The organism is Salmonella sp. 3C (assembly GCF_025426275.1).
GTDB classification, from domain to species: domain Bacteria; phylum Pseudomonadota; class Gammaproteobacteria; order Enterobacterales; family Enterobacteriaceae; genus Salmonella; species Salmonella enterica.
Map to the genome: position 1 here is coordinate 3,767,227 of NZ_CP104858.1, position 24,199 is coordinate 3,791,425.

General features: G+C 51.7%; 27 protein-coding genes. 14 read left to right on the forward strand and 13 right to left on the reverse strand.

Features of this window, described 5'->3' with window-relative positions; genetic code table 11:
• Positions 1-13: 13 nt before the first annotated feature.
• From fliI to fliF, 4 genes are read right to left on the reverse strand one after another with little or no spacing between them, the layout of a single operon-like run.
• Entirely contained in the window at positions 14-1,384 is a 1,371-nt protein-coding gene (gene fliI / locus N7E69_RS18005) for a flagellar protein export ATPase FliI (protein WP_000213257.1), read from the reverse strand.
• Complete coding sequence (gene fliH / locus N7E69_RS18010; protein ID WP_000064158.1) at positions 1,384-2,091, reverse strand: flagellar assembly protein FliH; 708 nt, start codon at positions 2,089-2,091, stop codon at positions 1,384-1,386. Before fliH ends, fliI begins: the two co-directional genes overlap by 1 nt.
• Positions 2,084-3,079: a flagellar motor switch protein FliG gene (fliG, locus tag N7E69_RS18015; protein WP_000067735.1), complete on the reverse strand. Its 996-nt coding sequence runs from the start codon at positions 3,077-3,079 to the stop codon at positions 2,084-2,086. The genes fliH and fliG overlap by 8 nt, the downstream gene beginning before the upstream one ends.
• Complete coding sequence (fliF, locus tag N7E69_RS18020; protein ID WP_039507715.1) at positions 3,072-4,745, reverse strand: flagellar basal-body MS-ring/collar protein FliF; 1,674 nt, start codon at positions 4,743-4,745, stop codon at positions 3,072-3,074. The genes fliG and fliF overlap by 8 nt, the downstream gene beginning before the upstream one ends.
• Positions 4,746-4,961: 216 nt before the next feature.
• Between fliF and fliE the strand changes: the two genes are divergently transcribed.
• Entirely contained in the window at positions 4,962-5,276 is a 315-nt protein-coding gene (fliE, locus tag N7E69_RS18025) for a flagellar hook-basal body complex protein FliE (protein ID WP_000719037.1), read from the forward strand.
• A 119-nt stretch (positions 5,277-5,395) separates the two neighbouring features.
• Here fliE and N7E69_RS18030 read toward each other — a convergent pair whose 3' ends face one another.
• The 3 genes from N7E69_RS18030 to yedE all read right to left on the reverse strand — a co-directional run bounded on the left by N7E69_RS18030 (position 5,396) and on the right by yedE (position 7,482).
• On the reverse strand, positions 5,396-5,782 hold the full coding sequence (locus N7E69_RS18030; RefSeq protein WP_000639596.1) for a hypothetical protein: 387 nt from the start codon (positions 5,780-5,782) through the stop codon (positions 5,396-5,398).
• 264 nt (positions 5,783-6,046) lie between these two features.
• Positions 6,047-6,280 (reverse strand): sulfurtransferase-like selenium metabolism protein YedF, encoded by a 234-nt coding sequence (gene yedF, locus N7E69_RS18035; protein ID WP_000790504.1) that lies wholly within the window; start codon positions 6,278-6,280, stop codon positions 6,047-6,049.
• Positions 6,277-7,482 (reverse strand): selenium metabolism membrane protein YedE/FdhT, encoded by a 1,206-nt coding sequence (yedE, locus tag N7E69_RS18040; RefSeq protein ID WP_001531105.1) that lies wholly within the window; start codon positions 7,480-7,482, stop codon positions 6,277-6,279. Before yedE ends, yedF begins: the two co-directional genes overlap by 4 nt.
• A gap of 185 nt (positions 7,483-7,667) precedes the next feature.
• Here yedE and yedD point away from each other — a divergent pair, with 185 nt between their 5' ends.
• Positions 7,668-8,081, forward strand: a complete 414-nt coding sequence (gene yedD, locus N7E69_RS18045; protein WP_000754699.1) for a lipoprotein YedD — start codon at positions 7,668-7,670, stop codon at positions 8,079-8,081.
• 39 nt (positions 8,082-8,120) lie between these two features.
• Here the strand turns inward: yedD and amyA are convergent, their stop codons facing one another.
• From amyA to fliD, 4 genes are all read right to left on the reverse strand, one after another.
• Complete coding sequence (gene amyA, locus N7E69_RS18050) at positions 8,121-9,605, reverse strand: alpha-amylase (RefSeq protein ID WP_000795480.1); 1,485 nt, start codon at positions 9,603-9,605, stop codon at positions 8,121-8,123.
• Positions 9,606-9,676: 71 nt separating this feature from the next.
• The gene (gene fliT, locus N7E69_RS18055; protein WP_000204899.1) at positions 9,677-10,045 is read right to left on the reverse strand and encodes a flagella biosynthesis regulatory protein FliT; all 369 of its coding nucleotides are present in this window, start codon (positions 10,043-10,045) and stop codon (positions 9,677-9,679) included.
• Positions 10,045-10,452, reverse strand: coding sequence for a flagellar export chaperone FliS (gene fliS, locus N7E69_RS18060; RefSeq protein WP_000287764.1), 408 nt, complete (start codon positions 10,450-10,452; stop codon positions 10,045-10,047). Before fliS ends, fliT begins: the two co-directional genes overlap by 1 nt.
• A gap of 14 nt (positions 10,453-10,466) precedes the next feature.
• The gene (fliD, locus tag N7E69_RS18065; protein WP_000146816.1) at positions 10,467-11,873 is read right to left on the reverse strand and encodes a flagellar filament capping protein FliD; all 1,407 of its coding nucleotides are present in this window, start codon (positions 11,871-11,873) and stop codon (positions 10,467-10,469) included.
• On the opposite strand from fliD, the gene N7E69_RS18070 reads away from it, so the two are divergent.
• The 10 genes from N7E69_RS18070 (at position 11,872) to sdiA (ending at position 20,936) form a co-directional block, all read left to right on the forward strand.
• The gene (locus tag N7E69_RS18070) at positions 11,872-12,111 is read left to right on the forward strand and encodes a hypothetical protein (protein ID WP_001141165.1); all 240 of its coding nucleotides are present in this window, start codon (positions 11,872-11,874) and stop codon (positions 12,109-12,111) included. The genes fliD and N7E69_RS18070 overlap by 2 nt on opposite strands.
• 17 nt (positions 12,112-12,128) lie before the next feature.
• Positions 12,129-13,646 carry a flagellin gene (locus tag N7E69_RS18075; RefSeq protein WP_000079834.1) on the forward strand — a complete coding sequence of 506 codons (1,518 nt, stop codon included), beginning with the start codon at positions 12,129-12,131 and terminating at the stop codon, positions 13,644-13,646.
• Between the two features lie 78 nt (positions 13,647-13,724).
• The gene (fliB, locus tag N7E69_RS18080) at positions 13,725-14,930 is read left to right on the forward strand and encodes a flagellin lysine-N-methylase (protein ID WP_000659245.1); all 1,206 of its coding nucleotides are present in this window, start codon (positions 13,725-13,727) and stop codon (positions 14,928-14,930) included.
• 196 nt (positions 14,931-15,126) lie between these two features.
• A complete protein-coding gene (locus tag N7E69_RS18085; RefSeq protein WP_001087453.1) occupies positions 15,127-15,846 on the forward strand; it encodes an RNA polymerase sigma factor FliA in 720 nt (239 codons plus the stop codon).
• Positions 15,847-15,904: 58 nt separating this feature from the next.
• Entirely contained in the window at positions 15,905-16,456 is a 552-nt protein-coding gene (gene fliZ / locus N7E69_RS18090) for a flagella biosynthesis regulatory protein FliZ (protein WP_000218080.1), read from the forward strand.
• Positions 16,457-16,602: 146 nt separating this feature from the next.
• Positions 16,603-17,403, forward strand: a complete 801-nt coding sequence (tcyJ, locus tag N7E69_RS18095) for a cystine ABC transporter substrate-binding protein (protein WP_000761628.1) — start codon at positions 16,603-16,605, stop codon at positions 17,401-17,403.
• A 153-nt stretch (positions 17,404-17,556) separates the two neighbouring features.
• Entirely contained in the window at positions 17,557-18,543 is a 987-nt protein-coding gene (gene dcyD, locus N7E69_RS18100) for a D-cysteine desulfhydrase (protein ID WP_001128188.1), read from the forward strand.
• 20 nt (positions 18,544-18,563) lie between these two features.
• Complete coding sequence (gene tcyL / locus N7E69_RS18105) at positions 18,564-19,232, forward strand: cystine ABC transporter permease (RefSeq protein WP_001158237.1); 669 nt, start codon at positions 18,564-18,566, stop codon at positions 19,230-19,232.
• Positions 19,229-19,981, forward strand: a complete 753-nt coding sequence (tcyN, locus tag N7E69_RS18110) for an L-cystine ABC transporter ATP-binding protein TcyN (protein WP_001273044.1) — start codon at positions 19,229-19,231, stop codon at positions 19,979-19,981. Before tcyL ends, tcyN begins: the two co-directional genes overlap by 4 nt.
• Positions 19,982-20,213: 232 nt before the next feature.
• Entirely contained in the window at positions 20,214-20,936 is a 723-nt protein-coding gene (gene sdiA, locus N7E69_RS18115) for a transcriptional regulator SdiA (RefSeq protein WP_001157165.1), read from the forward strand.
• 66 nt (positions 20,937-21,002) lie between these two features.
• Here sdiA and N7E69_RS18120 read toward each other — a convergent pair whose 3' ends face one another.
• Positions 21,003-21,227, reverse strand: a complete 225-nt coding sequence (locus N7E69_RS18120; RefSeq protein WP_000106483.1) for a DUF2594 family protein — start codon at positions 21,225-21,227, stop codon at positions 21,003-21,005.
• Positions 21,224-21,379, reverse strand: coding sequence for a hypothetical protein (locus N7E69_RS18125; protein WP_000546188.1), 156 nt, complete (start codon positions 21,377-21,379; stop codon positions 21,224-21,226). The genes N7E69_RS18120 and N7E69_RS18125 overlap by 4 nt, the downstream gene beginning before the upstream one ends.
• Positions 21,380-21,690: 311 nt before the next feature.
• On the opposite strand from N7E69_RS18125, the gene uvrY reads away from it, so the two are divergent.
• Positions 21,691-22,347 carry a UvrY/SirA/GacA family response regulator transcription factor gene (gene uvrY / locus N7E69_RS18130; RefSeq protein WP_000611323.1) on the forward strand — a complete coding sequence of 219 codons (657 nt, stop codon included), beginning with the start codon at positions 21,691-21,693 and terminating at the stop codon, positions 22,345-22,347.
• Positions 22,344-24,176 carry an excinuclease ABC subunit UvrC gene (gene uvrC, locus N7E69_RS18135; protein WP_001289477.1) on the forward strand — a complete coding sequence of 611 codons (1,833 nt, stop codon included), beginning with the start codon at positions 22,344-22,346 and terminating at the stop codon, positions 24,174-24,176. Before uvrY ends, uvrC begins: the two co-directional genes overlap by 4 nt.
• Positions 24,177-24,199: the final 23 nt, after the last annotated feature.

Below are 24,199 nucleotides of genomic sequence, written 5' to 3' on the forward strand. Positions count from 1 at the left end.
CCCTCCTGCTTTATCACACCGTCGGGAAAATTAAATCGAGCGCCTGCAGAGAGTCTTCCCAGTCGGCCCGTTCAAAAATGCCTTGCTGTAAAAACGCTTCCAGTTGCGGCCATAAGGTAATGGCTTTATCGAGCATCGGATCGCTGCCTTTGGCATAGGCGCCGACGCTGACCAGATCGCGGTTACGCTGGAAACTGGAAAGCAACTGTTTAAATAGCCGTACCCGCGCATAGTGCTGCTCGGTAATGAGCGCGGTCATCGCCCGGCTGATTGACGCCTCGATATCAATGGCCGGATAGTGCCCGGCCTCCGCCAGACGGCGGGACAAGACAATGTGCCCGTCGAGGATTGCGCGTGCCGAGTCGGCAATGGGATCTTGTTGGTCGTCCCCCTCGGTCAACACGGTATAAAACGCGGTGATAGAGCCACCGCCGTGGATGCCATTACCGGCACGTTCGACCAGCGCCGGTAGCTTTGCGAACACCGAGGGCGGATAACCTTTGGTGGCTGGCGGTTCGCCGATTGCCAGCGCAATTTCACGCTGTGCCATCGCATAGCGCGTCAGCGAATCCATAATCAGCAACACATGCTGTCCGCGATCGCGAAAGTCTTCGGCGATGCGGGTGGCATAGGCGGCGCCCTGCATTCGCAGCAGCGGCGAAACATCAGCCGGGGCGGCAATCACCACCGAACGCGCGCGACCGTCGGGGCCGAGAATATTTTCGATAAAATCTTTAACTTCGCGGCCACGTTCGCCGATAAGTCCCACGACAATCACGTCCGCCCGCGTGTAGCGCGCCATCATGCCAAGCAGAACCGATTTACCAACGCCGGAACCGGCAAAGAGTCCCATACGCTGACCGCGCCCTACGGTTAACAACGCGTTGATAGCGCGTACGCCGGTATCCAGCACATGTTCGATTGGCGTTCGCTGTAGCGGGTTAAACGGCGGCGTGATTAACGCGCCGGTTTCCAGCGTATCCGGCGCAGGCAGTCCGTCGAGCGGTTTACCGCCGCCATCCAGCACCCGACCAAGCAGGGCCGGGCCGAGCGGTAGCTGTTTGCCGCTTTGCAGACCGTCGCCATGTCCGTTACGGGCGTAAACGCGGGCACCGGGCAGAATGCCTTCGACCTCTTCCAGCGGCATTAAAAACAGACGCTGGCCGTTAAAACCGACGACTTCCGATTCCACCTCTTTGGTTTCAGGGCCGTCCTGGCGCTCAATAATGCAGGTGGCGCCCAGCGGAAGCTGGAGACCGGTGGCCTCCAGTACCAGGCCAGTGGCGCGGGTTAAACGTCCATAACGACGCACCGCCGGCAATAACGCCATTTTGGCTTCAAAGTTGTCGAGCGCGGTAAGCCAGCGGGTCAGGCGCGTGGTCATCAGAGCACTCCCGGCGCCGCCAGGCGACACAACTCTTGCCAGCGAGTAGCGACGCTGGCGTCCAGATCGCCCTCATCGGCAGAGACTTTACACCCGCCGTGATGCAACGTTGGATCGCCGCGTAACCGCCATCCGTGAAGGCTGAGCGTGGCGCCCAGCATCTCTTCCACCCGCTGTAAGTCGTCCGGATGCACGCGCAACTGCGGCTTGCCGCTAAAGAGCGGCTCTTGCTGCAACAGTTGTTGGATCTGTTTAATCAGCGCTGAGTTGTCCACCGCCGGCGTTTGGCCGATGACCTGACGCGCAGCCTCCAGGGCCATTTGCATCAGCCGTGAGGCGATAACGCTATCGAGCGCGTCAAGTGTGTTCTGAAACTCGCTCACTAACTGCTGCATACGGGCATGAATCGGCGCCTGCTGCGTCTGCGCCTGGGCTTGTCCTTGCTCCAGCCCCTGCGCTAACCCTTCCTGGTATCCCTGCGCGTGTCCTTTTTGCCGTCCCTCCGCCAGCCCGGCGTTATAACCTTGTTCATGGGCCTGTATTTTTAGCTGCGCCAGCTCCTGCTCCAGCTGCTGTTCGGCAGTGAGTTCGGGCTCCGGCGTATCGTCTGTCAAGGTCACGTTATCAGCCTCAACCGGCACAAACGTCTCCGGCGGCGGGGCGAGATCGTCGGGGGTCCAGACTTGCCAAGGCAATTCATTAGACATAGGTATCCTCGCCGCTGCCAATCACCATTTCGCCGGTTTCCGCCAGACGACGCACAATAAGCAGAATCGCTTTCTGCTCGTTTTCCACCTGAGACAGACGAACCGGGCCACGGTTGGCAAGGTCGTCGCGCAGGATATCGGCGGCGCGCTGGGACATATTGCGCAGGAACTTCTCGCGTAATGGCGGTTCGGCGCCTTTCAGAGCGATCAGCAGCGATTCGGAATCCACTTCCTGCAGCAGACGCTGGATACTGCGATCGTCCACATCCACCAGATTTTCGAACAGGAACATCTCGTCGATGATTTTCTGCGCCAGTTCGCCGTCGAATTCGCGCACAGCGGTAATAACCGCTTCTTCCTGCTGCGTTTTCATCAGGTTGATAATTTCCGCCGCGGTTCTTACGCCGCCCATTTTGCTGCGTTTCAGGTTCTGACCGTCGAGCAGGCCATTCAGCACTTCGGTCAACTCCGCCAGCGCCGCCGGTTGTACGCCGCCAAATGTCGCGATACGCAGCATCACATCATGACGCAGTCGTTCGTCAAACAGCGCCAGAATATCGGCGGCCTGACTGCGTTTAAGGTGGACCAGAATGGTGGCGATAATCTGCGGGTGTTCGTCGCGAATCAGGTCGGCGGCGCTCTGCGGTTCCATAAAGTTGAGCGTTTCGATACCGCTGGTGGTATCGCGCGTTTCCAGAATATCTTCCAGCAGGCTGGAGGCGCGTTCTTCGCCCAGCGCTTTAACCAGTACGGAGCGCAGGTATTCGTTGGCGTTGATATTCAGCGCGGCGAACTGCTCCGCTTCTTGCTCAAACTCTGATAGTACGTCCGTCAGTTGTTTGTTGGAGATCTGACGCACGTTAGCCATCGCCGTACTTAACGCCTGTACTTCGCGGGTTGAGAGGTGTTTAAACACCTCTGCCGCCCGGTCTTCGCCAATGGTCATCAACAAAATGACGCTTTTATCGGTACCGCTAAGATTACTCATGATCGTTACTCATCCACTGGCGAATGACCAGCGCCACAACGCGCGGATCGTTGTCTGACATTTCGCGAATACGCTGGCTCATCACCTCAGCACCCAGACGCTGGTTAGCCCGGCGTTGCTGGAGCTGCTCGTCTTTGCTAAGGCGTACTTCCACGACTTCTTCGGTTTCCTGGCGAACCTGTGCCTGTTCCTGCGCCGCTTTCGCTTCTTCAACGCGGCGCGTCAACTGCGGACGTACCGCTTTGCGCCACAGAATCCAGGCCACCACCAGCACCAGTAACCAGCGACCTGCCGCGAGCAACTGATCGATAAAGGACTGCTGTTGCCAGAAGGGCAGTTCGCCGCCGGTGTTATCCACTGCGCTAAACGGTGAATTCACCACGTTTAGCGTATCGCCGCGTTTATCAGAAAAACCCATCGCTTCACGGGTTAAATCCTCGATCTGTTTCATCTGATCGGCGGTCAATGGCAGCGGTTTGCCATCCGCCAGCGTTTTGTAATTCACCACGACGGCCACGGAGAGACGCTCAATATCGCCCACATTCATTTTGGTGTGACGAATGGTGCGGTCCACTTCGTAGTTACTGGTTTCATTACGCTGCGTATTGCGCGGGCCAGCACTGTTACTGTTGGTACTGGTGCTGGTTTGTGGCGTATTCTGCGCGTTTTGTTGATTGGTCGGCGGCGTGGCGATCGGCGCCTCGTTAGGCGGCGCTGGTTGGTTCGACAGCGCGCCAGGCACGCCGCCGGGATAGCCCGCGCCTACCTGTTCGCTAATATTCAACTGACGTGAACGCAGGGTGGCCTTCGACGCATCGCCGTTCGGGCTGTAGTGCTCTTCCGTCTGCTCTTTATTGGCAAAATCCAACTGGGCGGTTACCTGAGCGTGAACATTACCGTTCCCGACGATAGGCGACAGAATGGCTTCGATACGGCGTTGGATGCGGCTTTCCACATCATTAGCAAATTTTAATTGCGCGTCATTAAGGTCGCGACCGCTGGTATTGGATTGCGTGAGCAGATGACCGGATTGATCGACCAGAGTGACGTTTCCTGGCGGCAAACCGGCGACAGCGCTGGAAACCAGATGTACCACGGCGCTAATTTGTCCTTCATCCAGCGCCCGACCCGGTTCCAGTGTGACGGTGACGGAGGCGGAAGGGGATTTTTGTTCCCGCACAAATAGCGACGGCTTTGGCATCGCCAGGTGAACGCGGGCGCTTTTTACCGGACCCAGCGTCTCGATCGTCCGGGCCAGTTCACCTTCCAGTGCGCGCTGATAATTCACCTGCTCGCTGAACTGACTGATACCGAATTTTTCCTGATCAAGCAGTTCAAAGCCTACCGCGCCGCCTTTAGGCAGCCCCTGCTGCGCCAGACGCAGACGCAGTTCATGCACTTTGTCGGCGGGCACTTCAATCGCGCCGCTGCCATTGGCAAAGCGATAGGGGATATTCATCTGGGTCAACTGCGCGACGATCGCGCCGCCGTCCTGATCGGAAAGGTTGCTAAATAGCGTGCGGTAATCGGGCGTTTTGGCCCACAGCACCATCGCAACGACGATCGCCACGGCAGCGGAACCCGCCACAATTAACGGAATTCGGGGATTCGCGCGTAGGCGATTAAGCCACTCGAGAGGTTTAGGTTGGGTTGCAGTCGCACTCATCTCGCACCTCGTGACTGATCGTGGACGGCGTTTTTTGCAAAGTGGAACAAGACTCACTCCCGGGTCAGCAAACTCGAAAAATTGACGGTCTCATTATTTGTGGTTTCGAATTTTTCTATGCGCTAAAAACCGAGGTTTTTTATCGTTATTTAACGCCTTTATCTTATTGACAAACTGGTAATCTCTGCTGCGTAAAAAATCATCCAGGGGAATAGCATGGCAGCAATACAGGGGATTGAAGGGGTTATTAGCCAGTTACAGGCGACGGCGATGGCCGCGCGCGGGCAAGACACGCACTCGCAGTCGACGGTGAGTTTTGCCGGCCAGCTACATGCTGCGCTGGATCGTATTAGCGACAGACAGACGGCGGCGCGCGTTCAGGCGGAAAAATTCACTCTGGGTGAGCCGGGCATTGCGCTTAATGACGTGATGGCCGATATGCAAAAAGCGTCCGTCTCCATGCAAATGGGGATTCAGGTGCGCAACAAGCTGGTCGCCGCGTATCAGGAAGTGATGTCTATGCAGGTTTAAGCCAGGGCTGACAACACATCCACAGCGAACTCCCGGGCGCTTACCTACGTCAGCGACGGGGACGCGACGCCCATGCAACCAGTGCGTGATTATGTGGGCTTGTTTTTTGCGAGGCGCGCTCATTTTATTGATAAGCGGGTTGCACATTGTTGCAGGGACTTATTAAAAATAGGGTACGCCTGTTTACTGACGCCGTTCATTCCTACTATTCGTTCTGACGCTATTGTCATTGAGTTTGCAATCCAGAATGTTCCTGCAATATATGCGCCGTTGCGATAATACACGGTAAATTCTTTATTAATGCCTGGAATATCTGTTTCATGGAGATCCAGTATATACCCATACGGGGACAGATTATCAGCGAGACAGCGGGCAATGGCGCTCGGATGTGCATTGACCACTGTGACGGGTGAATAACGGGCAGCGGCAAGACAGACGACTCCAATAATGGAGATGAAAATAATTTTTATCATTTTTTTGGCTTCTGCTGTGCATAAATAAATCATCACCTGATGATGTCAGTGAGTAAAAATATAAATACCTGATAGTCTTTTATGGCGTAGAGGGAAAATAATAATTATTTTATGTTTTGCTTAAAATAGTCATGGGTTTTTCATCGGCTCAAACAAAATTAAAACGGTATACGTTATATAATAGATTTATGCCACGGCGCACAAGACGACCTTGTCTGATTTCTTTTATGCGTTTTAGATTTTTGCCGGTTATGCCGTAAAAGGTCTCCCGCCGTAACGTACAGCGGGAGTATGCGCTTATTTTTGAATCAGATAACGAATTGTCGGGCCATCCTGTTGGATATCCAGCACCGTATAACCGTGATTGCGCGCATCCAGTGGAATATTATTAATGGATTGCGGACAGTCGCTCACCACTTCCAGGATCTCACCTTTTTTTAGCTGCGGCATCGCTTCCAGAGTGGCGACCGCCGGGTACGGGCAAGGTTCGCCAACCATATCCAGACGGTAATCAGGGACGATATTTTTCATACAGATTCCTTAGCAGGCGTCAGCCCCGCACGGCGGAAAAAACGTTTTTCCCAGCCGATAATTAACATCAGCGCGGCAAATAATAACAGGTAGGTGACCAGCAGACCCCCCAGCGGACCAAAGGTATTCAGCAGGTTAACTTTATCCCAACTGGTCGCCAGCGCGGGCGCGAAATCATCCCAGTAGTAAGCCAGGATGGTTGAACCGATGACATTGCCGAGGCCCACCCACCAATAATGCACCTGGCCTTCTACGGCGCGGTACATCCAGCCGGTTTCGCAGCCGCCCGCCAGCACGATGCCAAAACCGAACAGCAGTCCGCCAATGACCGCATTCGGGCCAGCCCACATAATTTTAGGTGCAACGCCCAACTGCACGTAGCTGAAAATACCAATGGCGCTGACCGCCATGCCGAAAATAATCGCTTTCGCCATATGGGCGCGTCCGGAGATCCACAGATCGCGAAAGGCCGAAGTAAAGCAGATTTGCGCGCGCTCGATCAGCAGCCCAAACCCGACGCCGAACAGCATCGCCAGCCCCAGTTTCGGCTGATGCATTGCCGTTAATAACGCCCAGCCAATCATGCCGATAAAGACCAGCATACCGAGCCTGAAACGCCGTCTTGCCTGATCCGGTTTCTGCGTCAGTGGCGAAGCCGCGGAGACCTTCTGCATTTTCACCGGTATGCGAAATATCGGCAGCAACGTAAAGCGGGCGCCGAACCAGGAGCCGATAGCGGTCGCTAGCGCAAAGAACCACGCGTGTAGGGAGAACTGCGGGATCCCGGTAAAAAAGGCGGCCAGGTTACACCCCATCGCCAGACGCGCGCCGAAGCCAGCGATCATGCCTCCGACCACCGCCTGTACGATACGGATTCGGCTGCGCGGCATACGCAGTTTTACGTTGTTGGCCCACAGCGCCGCGGCGAAACAGCCGCCGAACATGCCGAGGATCATCATGCCGTCGATACGCGTCAGCGGCGTACCTTCCAGATGAATCAGCTTGTAGTAGCCCCACTGTTCGGCATGAACGCCAAAAAGCTGCAAAATTTGCCCGCCCCAGCGGGTAAATTCGCCCGTCACGGCCCAAAACGTGCCGGTGATGCCAAAATAGTAGGTAGAGAGAATACCGGCTGCGATCACCGCAGGGGCCGGCGCCCAGAATTTAATTAACCAGGTTTGCTTGAAGTGTTGCCATGACATGTGTTTAGCCTCTGAACTCAGAAGGTGTGAAACAAGAAGTGCGCATACTACACCGATCACAGAATTTGCCTACACCTAATAAGCGGTAATACCGACTGGATCAAATTGCGGCCAGCGCCTGGAAAGGCTGGCGGCGTCAGGGCTTTAATGCCACAATTCCTCTTTCTTCTGATGCAGGATGAATGATGAAAAAAGTAGCGATCGTTGGCGCATTGCTGGTTCTGACCGGATGCGCCGAGGTGGAAAACTATAATGATGTGGTGAAAACGCCCGCGCCGGCCGGTCTGGAAGGGTACTGGCAGTCAAAAGGCCCGCAACGTAAGCTGGTGAGCCCTGAAGCTATCGCCAGCCTGGTGGTGACTAAAGAAGGCGATACGCTGGACTGCCGCCAGTGGCAGCGCGTTATTGCTCTGCCGGGCAAGCTGACCATGCTCTCCGATGACTTAACCAATGTTACGGTTAAGCGTGAGCTCTATGAGATTGAGCGCGACGGGAATACCTTGGAATATGATGGCATGACGCTGCAACGGGTCGCTCGTCCGACGCCGGAGTGCGCCGCCGCGTTAGAAAAAACGCCGCTGCCGACGCCGCTGCCGTAATTTCGCTTCCCGGCAGCGCTCTGCCGCCGGGAACGCTCATCACACGTCCTCAATGACCCACACGCTGACGCTGCCTGCGTTGCAGAAGAACGTCGCTTCGCCTTGATCATTAGTTACAACATGCTGACTGCGGTTTCCCAGAAAATCACGCCAGGTCTTGTTAGCGTAATTGTCGCCGAGCAGGAGGGTTTTTTCACCGTCGTCGCCATTGGAAAGTACAACCACACAGCCTGGATTCTCTTCAGTACCGCTGCGACTAAAGGCGATACAGTTAGGATGATCGAAAAAGAGTGTTTGTATACCGTGCGCAAAACGCTGACGAGCGAGGATCAGCCGATCCAGTTGGTTAATCACCGGCATGTCGACCCGACAGGTCTCGCCATTTTCGCCATTATCCTCATAGCTGGCGCCGTATAAATCGGGATAAAACACCGACGGTACGCCGTTTTCACGAAGCAGGATCAGCGCATAGGCCAATGGTTTGAACCAGGGTTCTACCGGCGCTTCCAGCGCCTGTAACGGTTGTGTATCGTGGTTAGCGACCAGCGTCACCGCATGAAAAGGGTCGGCTTCTACCAGCGTGCCGGTGAAAATGTGGCGCATGTCATACTCCGCGCCCTGGCGCGAGGCTTCATGAAATTTCATCTGCAACGGCGCGTCGAACAGCATGGTTTTCCCGTCGACCTGATCGATGTACGTTTGCAGTTTATCCACTTCATGCGACCAGTATTCTGCGACAATAAACAGCGGTTTTGGCGCAACCGCCTGTACATGCTCAATCCATTCTTTATAAAACCAGGCGGGTATATGTTTTACCGCGTCCAGGCGAAAGCCGTCACAGTGGGTTTGTTCCATGACCCAACGAGCCCAATATTTAATCTCTTCCGTAACCGCGTGATTGCGAAAATCGATATTTTCCCCCATCAGATAGTCGAAATTACCCAGCTCATCATCAACCTGATCGTTCCAGCCATCGCCGGTATAGTCATTGACGATCTTAAAAATGCCGTCTTCGTCGGGATTCTCGATGTGATCAATGCCGCTGAAACAGTGATAGTCCCAAATAAAGTTGGAATACTGGCCCGCGCGGGCAGGGAAGGTGTAGCGCGTCCAGCCTTCGCATTCAATGATGTTGTCATCGATTTGCGTGCGGTCATCCTGATTCACGCGCTGAACGCGAATACGTTCTTTTTCGTCTGCGCCCATTTTGTGGTTCACGACGACGTCGAGCAGCACCGCAATATTATTTTTTTTGAGCGCGTCTATCGCCGTCAGTAACTGGCGTTTATCGCCGTACTTTGTCGCGATAGTTCCTTTTTGGTCAAATTCGCCGAGGTCAAACAAGTCGTAGGTATCATAGCCTACGGAATAGCCGCCGGAGGCGCCTTTACAGGCGGGCGGTAGCCAGACCATATTGATACCGATATCATTCAGCCCATCAGCACGTTCCGCCAGCTCAGACCAGAGTTTACCGCCGTCGGGATAATACCAGTGGAAGTACTGCAATAACGTGGGGTTTTTCATCTTCCGTGCTCCAGAAGTCGTTTAGCCGACCTCTGGAGTATGGAAGAATTTTCATACGAGACGGGAAAATATTATGAGGCGCCAGGCGCGTCTGGCACGAGTAACATACCGGAAAGACGGCCATAAGCGTTGTTGAGTGATTTTTGGCGGGTGGATTGTCCGATCAAACTACTGAGTTCATCCAGTCGCTGTTGCAGCAGCCCTTTCAGGAGCTGCTCATTATCCAGCGTTTGTTTGATGTATCCGGCGACCATATCCTGAATACTTCGCGTAATGCCCGGTGGAGTTTGCTTTTCCATCACCGTTTCAATACTTTGCAGATAGGAGACCTCTTGTTGCAGTAAGAGATCCCATTCACCTCGCTGCGCAAGTTCAAGCAGCGATTGACTGAGCAGCGCAATACGCTGCCAACGGTTGATAAACTCCACGGTTGAGGTCATTAACGAGACTCCTGGAAAGATGCTTTCGGTGAAATCTGCTTCCAGGCTTCTGCAATATTGCTGAGTAACCCTTCCACTTCTTCGATGGCCTGAGCGTCGTTACGCAAATTAGCCTGCAGTAAACGGCGAATCATATAGTCGTATAGCTCGGAAAGATTCGTCGCAATCTCACCGCCTTTTTCCTGATCGAGGCCGGCTTTCAGCCCGTTATCGATAATATTGATGGCTTTGCTTAACGCTTCACCTTTCGCGACAACATCGCCTTGTTCTAAAAACAGGCGAGCGCGCACCAGAGCGCTATTCGCGCCATCAAACAACATTTCAATCAACTGATGCGGGCTGGCGCTCATCACGGCGCTTTCCACGCTGACTTGCGCATAAGCTTTGATACCGCTCGCGGTGTACATGGTAACCTCTGTTATCAGGACTTGTTCATAGCATTAAATTGCTGGGTCAAATAAGTACTGGTGTTATTCAGCTTACTCATCATGGTATCCAGTTGGGTAAACTGGGCCTTGTAACGGGCAACGGTGTCGTCAATGCTACTGCTGACGGTCAGATATTGCTTAGTCAGCTTTTTCAGCGTGGCGTTAATACTGTCCTGGGCGCTGTCAATAATGCCGTCATCGGCCAGATAACTTTTCACTTCGGTGGCAATTTTGGTGGTGATCCCCGTTTCTTTACCATCACCTACCAGCAGCTCACGTACAGAAGCGGTATTTTCATCCAGCGCTTTTTTAAGCTTGGTATCATCAATTTTTAGTTTTCCGGTGGTACCATCAGAAGTAATACCAATTTCATTCAGGGTCTTAAATGTACCTGTACTTGCACCATTAGCGAACTGAGCGCGGATTCCAGTTTGAATCGTTCGCACCACGGTATCTCCAAGTAGTGCACCGTTGTTTTTGTCCTGTTCTTCAGCCCCTGGATCAACCTCTGTATATTTTGTTAATGAACTAAAGGTATCAAGCAGTGAGTTGTAGGCATCAACCCAACCTTTGACGGCTTCGGTCGCCTTTTCATTATCTTTTGTGACGGTAATACGGGCATCTTTTACTTCTTTGGTTAGTTCAAGCGTCACGCCTTGTGGAGCGTCAGTGATTTTATTACTCGGTCGCTCAATATCAATGCCGTTAACGGTTAACAAAGCATTATCTGCAGCAACCAGTTGCTTCATTTTGCCCGTGCCAGTACTACTATCATAGGACAACAGATCGCTGAGTTTGCTATCGCCTTCCACAGAGATAGTCATTTGATTATCCGTGCCACTATCTGCGGTCAGTACAAGCTGATAATCGCCTTCTTTAACTTTAACGATACTGGCGGAAATACCACTGTCAGCATCATTAATGGCGTCACGGATACCCTCTAAAGAGGTTTGATCTTTAGTGAGCTTGATTTCAAGTGGTTCTTTACGGCCTTTCTGTTCAATTTTTATGGTACGGCTGTCAGATGTGGTATCTCCCAGCACTTCTTTGGTAGATGTAATTTTGGTTGCTGTACTCAAAGATTGTGCTTGTGCTAACTGAGTTACGCTAACCACATAAGTTCCAGGTGCGGCCCCAGCTTCCGTCGAGACTTTCAGGTCTTCTGTACTGCTGGTGACATTCGTACTTTTAAACAGATCGGCTTTATTTAACGCCGTGTTTGCTGTTTGAAACTTCTCCAGTGCACTTTTTAAAGTACCGTATGCCGTTAGACGGGCCGTATTAGCACTCTGCTGCTGTGTGATCGGCGTTAAGCGTCCTTTTTCAGCGTTGGTCAGTTTAGTCAGCAGTGAATCCAGAGGTAAGTTTGACCCTACACCTAATGATGAAATTGAAGCCATGCCATCTTCCTTTCGATTGCAAACAGTAGTTAAACGCGTTATCGGCAATCTGGAAGCAAAGTTTAATGATAATTTTGCAAAAATAATGCGTGGAATAATGATGCATAAAGCGGCTATTTCGCAGGCTAAGAAAAAGATCGGGGGAAGTGAAAAATTTTCTAAAGTTCGAAATTCAGGTGCCGATACAAGGGTTACGGTGAGAAACCGTGGGCAACAGCCCAATAACATCAAGTTGTAATTGATAAGGAAAAGATCATGGCACAAGTCATTAATACAAACAGCCTGTCGCTGTTGACCCAGAATAACCTGAACAAATCTCAGTCCTCACTGAGTTCCGCTATTGAGCGTCTGTCCTCTGGTCTGCGTATCAACAGCGCGAAAGACGATGCGGCAGGCCAGGCGATTGCTAACCGCTTCACTTCTAATATCAAAGGTCTGACTCAGGCTTCCCGTAACGCTAACGACGGCATTTCTATTGCGCAGACCACTGAAGGTGCGCTGAATGAAATCAACAACAACCTGCAGCGTGTGCGTGAGTTGTCTGTTCAGGCCACTAACGGGACTAACTCTGATTCCGATCTGAAATCTATCCAGGATGAAATTCAGCAACGTCTGGAAGAAATCGATCGCGTTTCTAATCAGACTCAATTTAACGGTGTTAAAGTCCTGTCTCAGGACAACCAGATGAAAATCCAGGTTGGTGCTAACGATGGTGAAACCATTACCATCGATCTGCAAAAAATTGATGTGAAAAGCCTTGGCCTTGATGGGTTCAATGTTAATGGGCCAAAAGAAGCGACAGTGGGTGATCTGAAATCCAGCTTCAAGAATGTTACGGGTTACGACACCTATGCAGCGGGTGCCGATAAATATCGTGTAGATATTAATTCCGGTGCTGTAGTGACTGATGCAGTAGCACCGGATAAAGTATATGTAAATGCAGCAAACGGTCAGTTAACAACTGACGATGCGGAAAATAACACTGCGGTTGATCTCTTTAAGACCACTAAATCTACTGCTGGTACCGCTGAAGCCAAAGCGATAGCTGGTGCCATTAAAGGTGGTAAGGAAGGAGATACCTTTGATTATAAAGGCGTGACTTTTACTATTGATACAAAAACTGGTGATGACGGTAATGGTAAGGTTTCTACTACCATCAATGGTGAAAAAGTTACGTTAACTGTCGCTGATATTGCCATTGGCGCGGCGGATGTTAATGCTGCTACCTTACAATCAAGCAAAAATGTTTATACATCTGTAGTGAACGGTCAGTTTACTTTTGATGATAAAACCAAAAACGAGAGTGCGAAACTTTCTGATTTGGAAGCAAACAATGCTGTTAAGGGCGAAAGTAAAATTACAGTAAATGGGGCTGAATATACTGCTAACGCCACGGGTGATAAGATCACCTTAGCTGGCAAAACCATGTTTATTGATAAAACAGCTTCTGGCGTAAGTACATTAATCAATGAAGACGCTGCCGCAGCCAAGAAAAGTACCGCTAACCCACTGGCTTCAATTGATTCTGCATTGTCAAAAGTGGACGCAGTTCGTTCTTCTCTGGGGGCAATTCAAAACCGTTTTGATTCAGCCATTACCAACCTTGGCAATACGGTAACCAATCTGAACTCCGCGCGTAGCCGTATCGAAGATGCTGACTATGCAACGGAAGTTTCTAATATGTCTAAAGCGCAGATTCTGCAGCAGGCTGGTACTTCCGTTCTGGCGCAGGCTAACCAGGTTCCGCAAAACGTCCTCTCTTTACTGCGTTAATCCGGCGATTGATTCACCGACACGTGGTACACAATCAAGGCAGCGAAAGCTGCCTTTTTTAATTCCGGAGCCTGTGTAATGAAAGAAATCACCGTCACTGAACCTGCCTTTGTCACCCGCTTTTCCTGTTCTGGCTCGGCCTGCCGCGATCACTGTTGTAAGGGCTGGAAAATCACGCTGGATAAGACGACGGTCAAAAAGTACCTTACCAGCAAGGATGTAACCATCAGAGAGATTGCCAAAAATAGTATTATTCTTTTAAAGAAAGACCCAAATAACTGGGGGGAGATTAAATTACCATCTGGGACAGGAAGCTGCCCTTATCTGGATGACGATCGTCTGTGCAAGGTACAAAAAACACTGGGAGCTAAAGCATTAAGTTATACCTGCACTACGTTTCCGCGGGTGTTCCATACTTATAAAAACGAGGTACGACATTCTCTAAGCCTTGCCTGCCCGGAAGTGACTGCGCATATTTTAAACGATACTGATGCGGTAACACTCAATGAAAAGGCGATCATTCAGCAGAAGTACAATACCGCGCCGCTATTCTCCCCACAGCAAAAACTACTTAACTTGTTTTGCCTGAGTTTGATTAACCATGCTGCCAGCAATCCGGATGCGGCATTATACGCGTTGATCAAGTTTGTAATGTACGTGCAGAAGTTTCCCCGGATTGATGACGCTGCATTAGGGGAGATTGAGCAAGTGTATGGCACGTTAGTTTCCCAGTTGCAGTCCGGTTCGTTAACTCAGGAACTCGCTAATATTACGCCGGATAAGAAATTCAAAACATCCCTGGTACTGTTGATGCAGGATTATTTCAGGGCTCTCCCACCGAGCAGAGGAAGCTATGTCCTCGATCACTATATCCAGTGTCTTCTGCGGGTGCTGACGGCGGAAGAGGGCGTTTCAATGGAGCAGAAGGTTAGCGATATTGAGTCCTCATTAGCGCGCTGTTTACAGGCGGATGAGCAGCAGAAGAACTGGGCCTTCAGAAATTTAATTCTCTATAAAATTTGGGAAAATAATTTCCCCAACCAGCCGAATGTCGACCCGTTACGCGCGCTGTATATTATCGTGGCGGAATATGCCTTTATTAAGCTATTAACGGCAGCCAGTGTGCATGAGCGCGGGCGGCTTGAGTGGGATGACGTTACCAATATTGTGTATAGCTTTCACTCCCGCAGCCAGCATAACAGCGAGGTGGCGGCGAATTTTCATCGCCATATAGAAACGGTGCGTACTGGCGACGATCTGTCGATGATTCATCTTCTGACATAGTTTTGTTCGGGGTGGGCTTTTGCGCATCCCGTTTATCCTATCTGGCTGATTTTATTCTGCTCTTTGAACCGCTAAAAAGGCGCTACAGGTTACATAAGTGAAATAACCCTTCTTTTATAGCCTTATTCCTTCGATAGAACCCTCTGTAGAAACGGATAATCATGCCGATAACTCATTTAACGCAGGGCTGTTTATCGTGAATTCACTGTATACCGCTGAAGGTGTAATGGATAAACACTCGCTGTGGCAGCGTTATGTACCGCTGGTGCGTCACGAAGCATTGCGCCTGCAGGTGCGATTGCCGGCGAGCGTGGAACTGGACGATCTGCTACAAGCGGGCGGCATCGGGTTATTAAATGCGGTCGACCGATATGACGCTTTGCAAGGAACGGCATTTACCACTTACGCAGTGCAGCGTATTCGTGGGGCGATGCTGGATGAATTACGCAGCCGCGATTGGGTGCCGCGTAGCGTCCGGCGTAATGCCCGCGAAGTGGCGCAGGCGATGGGACAACTGGAGCAGGAACTGGGGCGTAATGCGACGGAAACCGAAGTGGCGGAACGTCTTGGCATCCCTGTTGCGGAGTATCGTCAGATGTTGCTCGATACCAACAACAGCCAACTTTTCTCTTACGATGAGTGGCGGGAAGAGCATGGCGATAGCATCGAACTGGTGACTGAAGAACATCAACAGGAAAACCCGTTACATCAACTGCTGGAGGGCGACCTGCGACAGCGGGTAATGGATGCGATTGAATCGCTGCCGGAACGCGAGCAACTGGTGTTAACGCTGTATTACCAGGAAGAGCTCAACCTCAAAGAGATTGGCGCGGTACTGGAAGTCGGCGAATCGCGGGTCAGCCAGTTGCATAGTCAGGCCATCAAACGATTACGCACCAAACTGGGTAAGTTATAGGTCGCGCATGGTCGCACCCGAAAAGTGCCGCACAACGTATAGACTACCAGGAGTTCTCATGACGGTGCAGCAACCTAAAAGGCGGCCCTTGAGCCGCTATCTTAAAGACTTTAAACACAGCCAGACGCATTGCGCGCATTGTCACAAGCTGCTCGACCGCATTACGCTGGTTCGCCGTGGCAAGATCGTTAATAAAATCGCTATTTCACAGCTGGATATGCTACTTGACGACGCTGCCTGGCAGCGGGAGCAGAAGGAGTGGGTGGCGCTGTGTCGCTTTTGCGGCGATTTGCACTGCAAAAAGCAGAGTGATTTTTTCGATATTATCGGTTTCAAACAGTATTTGTTTGAACAAACCGAGATGAGTCATGGCACGGTGCGGGAATATGTCGTGCGTTTACGACGTCTTGGCAATTACCTCAGCGAGCAAAACATTTCCCACGATCTGCTGCAGGACGGTTTTCTCGATGAAAGCCTGGCGCCATGGTTGCCGGAAACCAGCACCAATAATTACCGTATCGCACTACGTAAATACCAGCAATATAAAGCGCATCAGCAGATTGCGCCCAGACAGAAATCCCCCTTTACCGCCAGTTCTGATATATATTAAAAAAGCATAAGATGTAGCAGAGTCGTGTTGGTGAAACGTGGCAAACCTTCTACATTAGGCTGAGTCCCCCAAAGGTTCGCGAGACGTGACGATGCGCCATGGCGGGACACAGTCTATGGTCATTAACGGCAATATTCGGGGTTACTATGAAATTAGCACTGCTGGGACGTCAGGCACTGATGGGAGTAATGGCTGTAGCGCTGGTGGCGGGAATGAGCGCGAAGAGCTTTGCCGATGAGGGTTTGCTGAACAAAGTTAAAGAACGTGGCACGCTGCTGGTAGGGCTGGAAGGTACCTATCCGCCGTTTAGCTTTCAGGGCGACGACGGCAAATTAACCGGTTTTGAAGTCGATTTCGCCGAGGCGTTGGCAAAACATCTGGGCGTTAAAGCGTCGTTGAAGCCGACCAAATGGGACGGAATGCTGGCGTCACTGGACTCTAAACGCATTGATGTGGTGATAAACCAGGTCACGATTTCAGACGTCCGCAAGAAAAAATATGACTTCTCTACGCCTTACACTGTCTCCGGCGTTCAGGCGCTGGTGAAAAAAGGCAATGAAGGCACGATCAAAACGGCTGCCGATCTGCAGGGCAAAAAAGTCGGCGTTGGGCTGGGGACTAACTATGAAGAGTGGCTACGTCAACATGTTCAGGGCGTGGATATCCGTACTTATGACGATGATCCTACAAAATACCAGGATCTACGCGTAGGCCGTATTGACGCGATTTTAGTCGATCGTCTGGCGGCGCTGGATCTGGTGAAAAAAACCAAAGGTACGCTGGCCGTCACCGGTGATGCGTTTTCGCGTCAGGAGTCCGGCGTTGCGTTACGTAAAGGCAACGAAGACTTGCTGAAGGCGGTAGATAACGCTATTGCGGAAATGCAAAAAGATGGCACCTTAAAAGCGCTCTCTGAAAAATGGTTTGGCGCTGACGTGACCCAATAATGCTCTACGTTGCCCGGCAGGCAGAGCGCCGCCGGGCAATATCAACCTCATACTATGTCAGCAAACGGAGGCGCGTGAATCGGCGCCTTTTTTATTTCCGTTAGATCAACGTGCATAATAAAAAGAACACACCACAACGTTACCGGAGGCTCAATGCCACTACATCACTTAACGCGCTTTCCTCGCCTGGAGCTTATTGGCGCGCCGACCCCGCTCGAATACCTGCCGCGATTGTCTGATTATCTTGGCCGTGAGATTTACATTAAGCGCGATGACGTTACGCCCATTGCAATGGGCGGCAATAAACTGCGTAAGCTGGAGTTTCTGGTGGCCGACGCGCTGCGAGAAGGGGCGGATACGCTGATAACCGCAGGGGCGATTCAGTCGAACCATGTCCGTCAGACGGCGGCGGTCGCGGCCAAATTGGGGCTGCATTGCGTCGCCTTGCTGGAAAATCCAATCGGTACCACCGCGGAAAATTACCTGACGAATGGTAATCGCCTGTTACTGGATTTATTTAATACGCAAATTGAGATGTGCGATGCGCTAACCGATCCGGATGCGCAGCTGCAAACGCTGGCGACGCGCATTGAAGCGCAAGGGTTCAGGCCCTATGTTATTCCGGTCGGCGGCTCCAGCGCGCTGGGCGCAATGGGATACGTAGAGAGCGCCCTGGAAATCGCCCAGCAGTGTGAAGAGGTCGTCGGGCTCTCTTCGGTGGTGGTGGCCTCCGGCAGCGCCGGAACGCACGCCGGGTTAGCTGTCGGGCTGGAACATCTGATGCCGGATGTCGAACTGATTGGCGTGACCGTTTCACGTTCTGTCGCCGAGCAGAAACCCAAAGTGATTGCCTTGCAGCAGGCTATTGCCGGTCAGCTGGCGCTGACGGCGACGGCGGATATTCATTTATGGGATGACTATTTTGCCCCGGGTTACGGCGTGCCAAATGACGCGGGGATGGAGGCGGTGAAACTGCTGGCGAGCCTGGAGGGGGTGCTGCTGGATCCGGTATATACCGGTAAAGCGATGGCGGGTCTGATAGACGGCATCAGCCAGAAACGCTTTAACGATGACGGGCCGATTCTCTTTATTCACACCGGTGGGGCGCCTGCGCTGTTTGCCTACCATCCTCATGTATAACCTCCAGGTAATCAACGCGAATGCAAGAAAGTATCCAACTGGTTATTGAATCGCTGCCGTATTTGCTTAAAGGCGCCGTCTTTACCCTGCAACTGAGTATTGGCGGTATGTTTTTTGGTCTGCTGCTGGGATTTGTGCTGGCGCTGATGCGGATGTCTCCGCTATGGCCGGTTCGCTGGCTGGCGCGCTTTTATATCTCGATTTTTCGCGGTACGCCGCTTATCGCCCAGTTATTTATGATCTATTACGGCCTGCCGCAATTTGGGATTGAGCTGGACCCTATCCCGGCGGCGATGATTGGTTTATCGCTCAATACCGCGGCTTACACGTCCGAGACGCTGCGCGCGGCGATCTCGGCTATCGACAAGGGACAATGGGAAGCGGCGGCGAGCATTGGCATGACGCCGTGGCAAACGCTACGTCGCGCTATTTTGCCGCAGGCGGCTCACGTCGCGCTTCCGCCGTTGAGCAACAGCTTTATCAGCCTGGTGAAAGATACGTCGCTCGCCGCGACGATTCAGGTGCCGGAGTTGTTCCGCCAGGCGCAGTTAATTACCTCGCGAACGCTGGAGGTGTTTACCATGTATCTGGCCGCGTCGTTAATCTACTGGGTAATGGCGACCGTCTTATCGGCACTGCAAAACTATTTTGAAAACCAGCTTAACCGCCAGGAGAGAGAGCCAAAATGAGTGCGATCGAAGTTACCAACCTGGTCAAAAAATTTCATGGTCAAACGGTGCTGCACGGTATTGACCTTGAGGTGAAGCCCGGAGAAGTCGTCGCCATTATCGGCCCGAGCGGCTCAGGGAAGACAACGTTATTACGCTGCATTAACCTGCTGGAACAACCGGAAGCGGGCACCATTAAAGTGGGCGGTATTATCATCGATACCGCCCGCCCATTCAGCCAGCAAAAAGGGTTGATTCGCCAGCTACGTCAGCATGTCGGCTTTGTCTTTCAGAGTTTTAACCTGTTTCCGCATCGTACCGTGCTGGAAAATATCATTGAAGGTCCGGTGATTGTAAAGGGAGAGCCGAAAGCCGAGGCGACGGCGCTGGCGCGGGAACTGTTAGCCAAAGTCGGGTTGGCCGGTAAAGAGACCCGTTATCCGCGCCGCCTGTCGGGCGGGCAACAGCAGCGCGTGGCGATTGCGCGCGCGCTGGCGATGCGCCCGGAAGTGATTCTGTTTGATGAGCCGACGTCGGCGCTTGATCCTGAATTAGTCGGCGAGGTGCTTAATACGATTCGCCAGCTGGCGCAGGAAAAGCGCACGATGGTGATCGTTACTCACGAAATGGGCTTTGCGCGTGACGTGGCTGACCGGGCGATATTTATGGATCAGGGGCAAATCGTTGAGCAGGGGCCGGCGAAAACCTTGTTCGCCGATCCTCAGCATCCGCGTACCCGCCAGTTCCTTGAGAAATTTTTAGTGAAATAATGCCTTTTCAACGCTCGCCCGAATTAGCCGCGCCTTGGGCGAGCGCAATGAATAATTATGAAGTCATTCTGCCAGATTATTAACCTTGCTCTCAGGCGGAAGCCAAAAAACTGTAATGCCGCTCAAGTATTCTATGATTCGTCCGATATTTCTTATATATAAACACTATTTATGTGTTAATTTAAGCCATTCATAGTAATGATTATCAATATCAAAGGCGTGACCATAAAATATGCAGGAAAATGATTTCTTCACCTGGCGACGCGCAATGTTGTTACGCTTTCAGGAGATGGCGGCAGCAGAGGATGTTTATACTGAATTGCAATATCAGACACAGCGGCTGGAATTTGATTATTATGCCCTGTGTGTTCGTCATCCCGTCCCCTTTACCCGGCCTAAAATATCGCTTCGTACCACTTATCCTCCGGCGTGGGTAACGCATTATCAGTCCGAAAACTATTTCGCGATCGATCCGGTATTAAAGCCGGAAAATTTCAGGCAGGGTCATTTACATTGGGATGACATGCTATTTCATGAAGCGCAGGCGATGTGGGATGCCGCCCAGCGTTTCGGATTACGCAGAGGCGTAACCCAGTGTGTGATGTTGCCGAACCGGGCGCTGGGCTTTTTATCTTTCTCCCGTAGCAGTTTACGCTGCTCCTCGTTTACCTACGATGAAGTGGAGCTGAGGTTACAACTGCTGGCGCGGGAGAGTCTTTCGGCGCTGACAAGATTTGAAGACGACATGGTGATGGCGCCTGAGATGCGTTTCAGTAAACGTGAGAAAGAGATTCTGAAGTGGACGGCGGAAGGGAAGACCTCATCAGAGATCGCCATTATTCTGTCGATTTCTGAAAATACCGTTAACTTCCATCAGAAAAATATGCAGAAGAAATTCAATGCGCCAAATAAAACACAGATTGCCTGCTACGCTGCGGCGACAGGTCTGATATGACGTGCTGACGATGCTTCGCGCCAGACGCGAAACCGGCTGAAAGCGATGCTAACAGCCGGTTTTTTACTACTGGCGGTAAGCCTGTTTAATTTGCTTAACCGTACTGGAAAATACCGCCGCTTGTGCTTCATCATCCATCTGCGCGATCTGTTTTTCCATTTTAAGAATCACGCGCCCTGCATCGGCCTGGCCCATCGCCTGCAGCATCAGCGTTAACATGGCTTTCAGGCAGTTGACTTCAGTAGCCAGTTCTTGATTATTCTCAGCGGTGGAAAAATCAGGCGTACTCATTTATTTTCCTCGTTATGTTTCAGTGAAAATGTGCGATAGCAGATGTTAAGGCGGCGGAGTATACCATAAGCTACGCTAAAAATAGCAGTGGTTGTTTTTTGATCAAAAAGCGGAGGGGTTACCCACAAAATAAACGTTTCCGCGTGATGCATATATTTTCTTCATTCTTTGTTTATTACGCGTATTTTACTCGTTAATTATTGTTACAAAGTTGATTCCCTAATTAGTGTTTAGACAGCGGAACGTGAAACTTTTGTCACCATTATGAAATATCAGCCCGGAACAGCGCCGTCAGAAGGGGCTACAACGTTGGCAGTTGCCACATGACGTACAACATAATTTCCAAAAACGAGAGCAAAATCGAATACCCGGTGTTTTTTTACGTTTCAAAGTTGAGATAAAACCAGCTAATATAAGGACGATTAACTATCAGTAGCGTTATCCCTATTCTGGAGATATTCCTTTGATCAACGTTCTTCTTGTTGATGACCACGAACTGGTGCGCGCAGGGATACGACGCATTCTTGAAGATATAAAGGGCATTAAAGTTGTCGGTGAAGCGTGCTGCGGAGAGGATGCGGTAAAATGGTGCCGTACTAACGCCGTTGACGTCGTGCTGATGGATATGAACATGCCCGGTATTGGCGGCCTTGAGGCGACGCGTAAAATTGCCCGATCGACAGCGGATATCAAAGTGATCATGCTGACCGTCCATACGGAGAACCCGTTGCCCGCCAAAGTGATGCAGGCTGGCGCAGCTGGCTATCTCAGCAAAGGCGCTGCGCCTCAGGAGGTGGTGAGCGCTATTCGTTCGGTGTATTCCGGACAACGTTATATCGCCTCCGATATCGCTCAGCAGATGGCGCTCAGTCAGATCGAGCCTGCAAAAACGGAAACGCCGTTCGCCAGTTTGTCTGAACGCGAGTTGCAGATTATGCTGATGATCACCAAGGGTCAGAAGGTCAATGAGATTTCAGAACAGCTGAATCTCAGTCCTAAAACGGTGAACAGCTATCGCTATCGTATGTTCAGTAAATTAAACATTCATGGTGATGTTGAGCTGACTCACCTGGCAATCCGCCATGGCCTGTGTAATGCGGAGACGTTAACAAGCCAGTGAGTGAAATATTTGACGCAAAGGCGTTTTTGAAAACCGTTACCAGCCAACCCGGTGTCTATCGTATGTATGACGCCGGCGGTACGGTTATTTATGTCGGTAAAGCAAAAGACCTGAAAAAGCGTCTTTCCAGCTACTTTCGCAGCAACCTGGCTTCGCGTAAAACCGAAGCGCTAGTTGCGCAAATTCAACACATTGATGTCACGGTAACGCATACCGAAACGGAAGCGCTGCTGCTTGAGCATAATTACATCAAGTTGTATCAACCGCGTTACAACGTGTTGTTGCGTGATGATAAATCCTATCCTTTTATTTTTCTGAGCGGCGATACCCATCCGCGTCTGGCGATGCACCGTGGCGCCAAACATGCGAAAGGCGAGTACTTCGGCCCATTTCCTAATGGCTATGCCGTGCGGGAAACGCTGGCGCTGTTACAGAAAATTTTCCCTGTCCGCCAGTGCGAAAACAGCGTATATCGCAACCGCTCGCGTCCTTGCCTGCAATACCAGATTGGCCGCTGCTTAGGCCCCTGCGTTGCAGGACTGGTCAGCGAGGAGGAGTATGCGCAACAGGTGGAGTATGTCCGGTTGTTTTTGTCCGGTAAGGACGACCAGGTCTTAACACAGCTGATTGCCCGGATGGAAAAGGCCAGCCAGGATCTGGCATTTGAAGAGGCGGCGCGTATTCGCGATCAGATCCAGGCGGTACGCCGGGTCACGGAGAGACAGTTTGTCTCCAATGCGGGCGACGATCTCGACGTTATCGGCGTGGCTTTTGATGCGGGTATGGCCTGTGTGCATGTGCTGTTTATTCGCCAGGGTAAGGTGCTGGGCAGCCGCAGCTATTTTCCAAAAGTGCCTGGCGGTACGGAACTGGGCGAAGTGGTGGAAACCTTTGTCGGGCAGTTTTACCTACAGGGTAGCCAGATGCGCACGCTACCGGGCGAGATACTGCTCGATTTTAATCTTAGCGATAAAACGCTGCTGGCCGACTCGTTGTCGGAACTTGCCGGACGGCGTATTCATGTCCAGACAAAACCGCGTGGCGATCGCGCCCGTTATCTCAAGCTGGCGCGGACCAACGCGGCAACGGCCTTAATCACTAAACTTTCGCAGCAGTCCACCATCACGCAGCGTTTGACTGCGCTGGCGGCGGTATTAAAACTTCCTGCGATCAAGCGGATGGAGTGTTTTGACATCAGCCATACCATGGGGGAGCAAACGGTCGCATCCTGTGTGGTATTTGACGCTAACGGGCCGTTACGCGCCGAGTATCGTCGTTATAATATCGCGGGTATCACGCCGGGTGATGACTACGCGGCGATGAATCAGGTGCTACGTCGGCGTTATGGCAAGGCTATAGAAGAAAGTAAGATTCCGGATGTTATTCTGATCGACGGCGGAAAAGGGCAGCTCGCCCAGGCGAAAGCCGTTTTTGCTGAGCTGGATGTCCCCTGGGATAAGCATCGCCCTTTGCTGCTCGGCGTCGCCAAAGGCGCGGACAGAAAGGCCGGTCTGGAAACACTCTTTTTTGAACCGGAAGGCGAGGGGTTTAGCCTGCCGCCGGACTCGCCGGCGCTACATGTTATTCAGCATATTCGCGATGAGTCGCACGATCACGCGATCGGCGGGCACCGTAAAAAACGCGCGAAGGTTAAAAATACCAGTACGCTGGAAACTATTGAAGGCGTTGGGCCTAAACGTCGCCAGATGCTGCTGAAATATATGGGCGGTTTGCAAGGACTACGTAACGCCAGCGTAGAAGAAATTGCAAAAGTGCCGGGTATTTCGCAAGGTCTGGCAGAAAAGATCTTCTGGTCGTTGAAACATTGAGGCCACTGTAGCAACATAGGGGT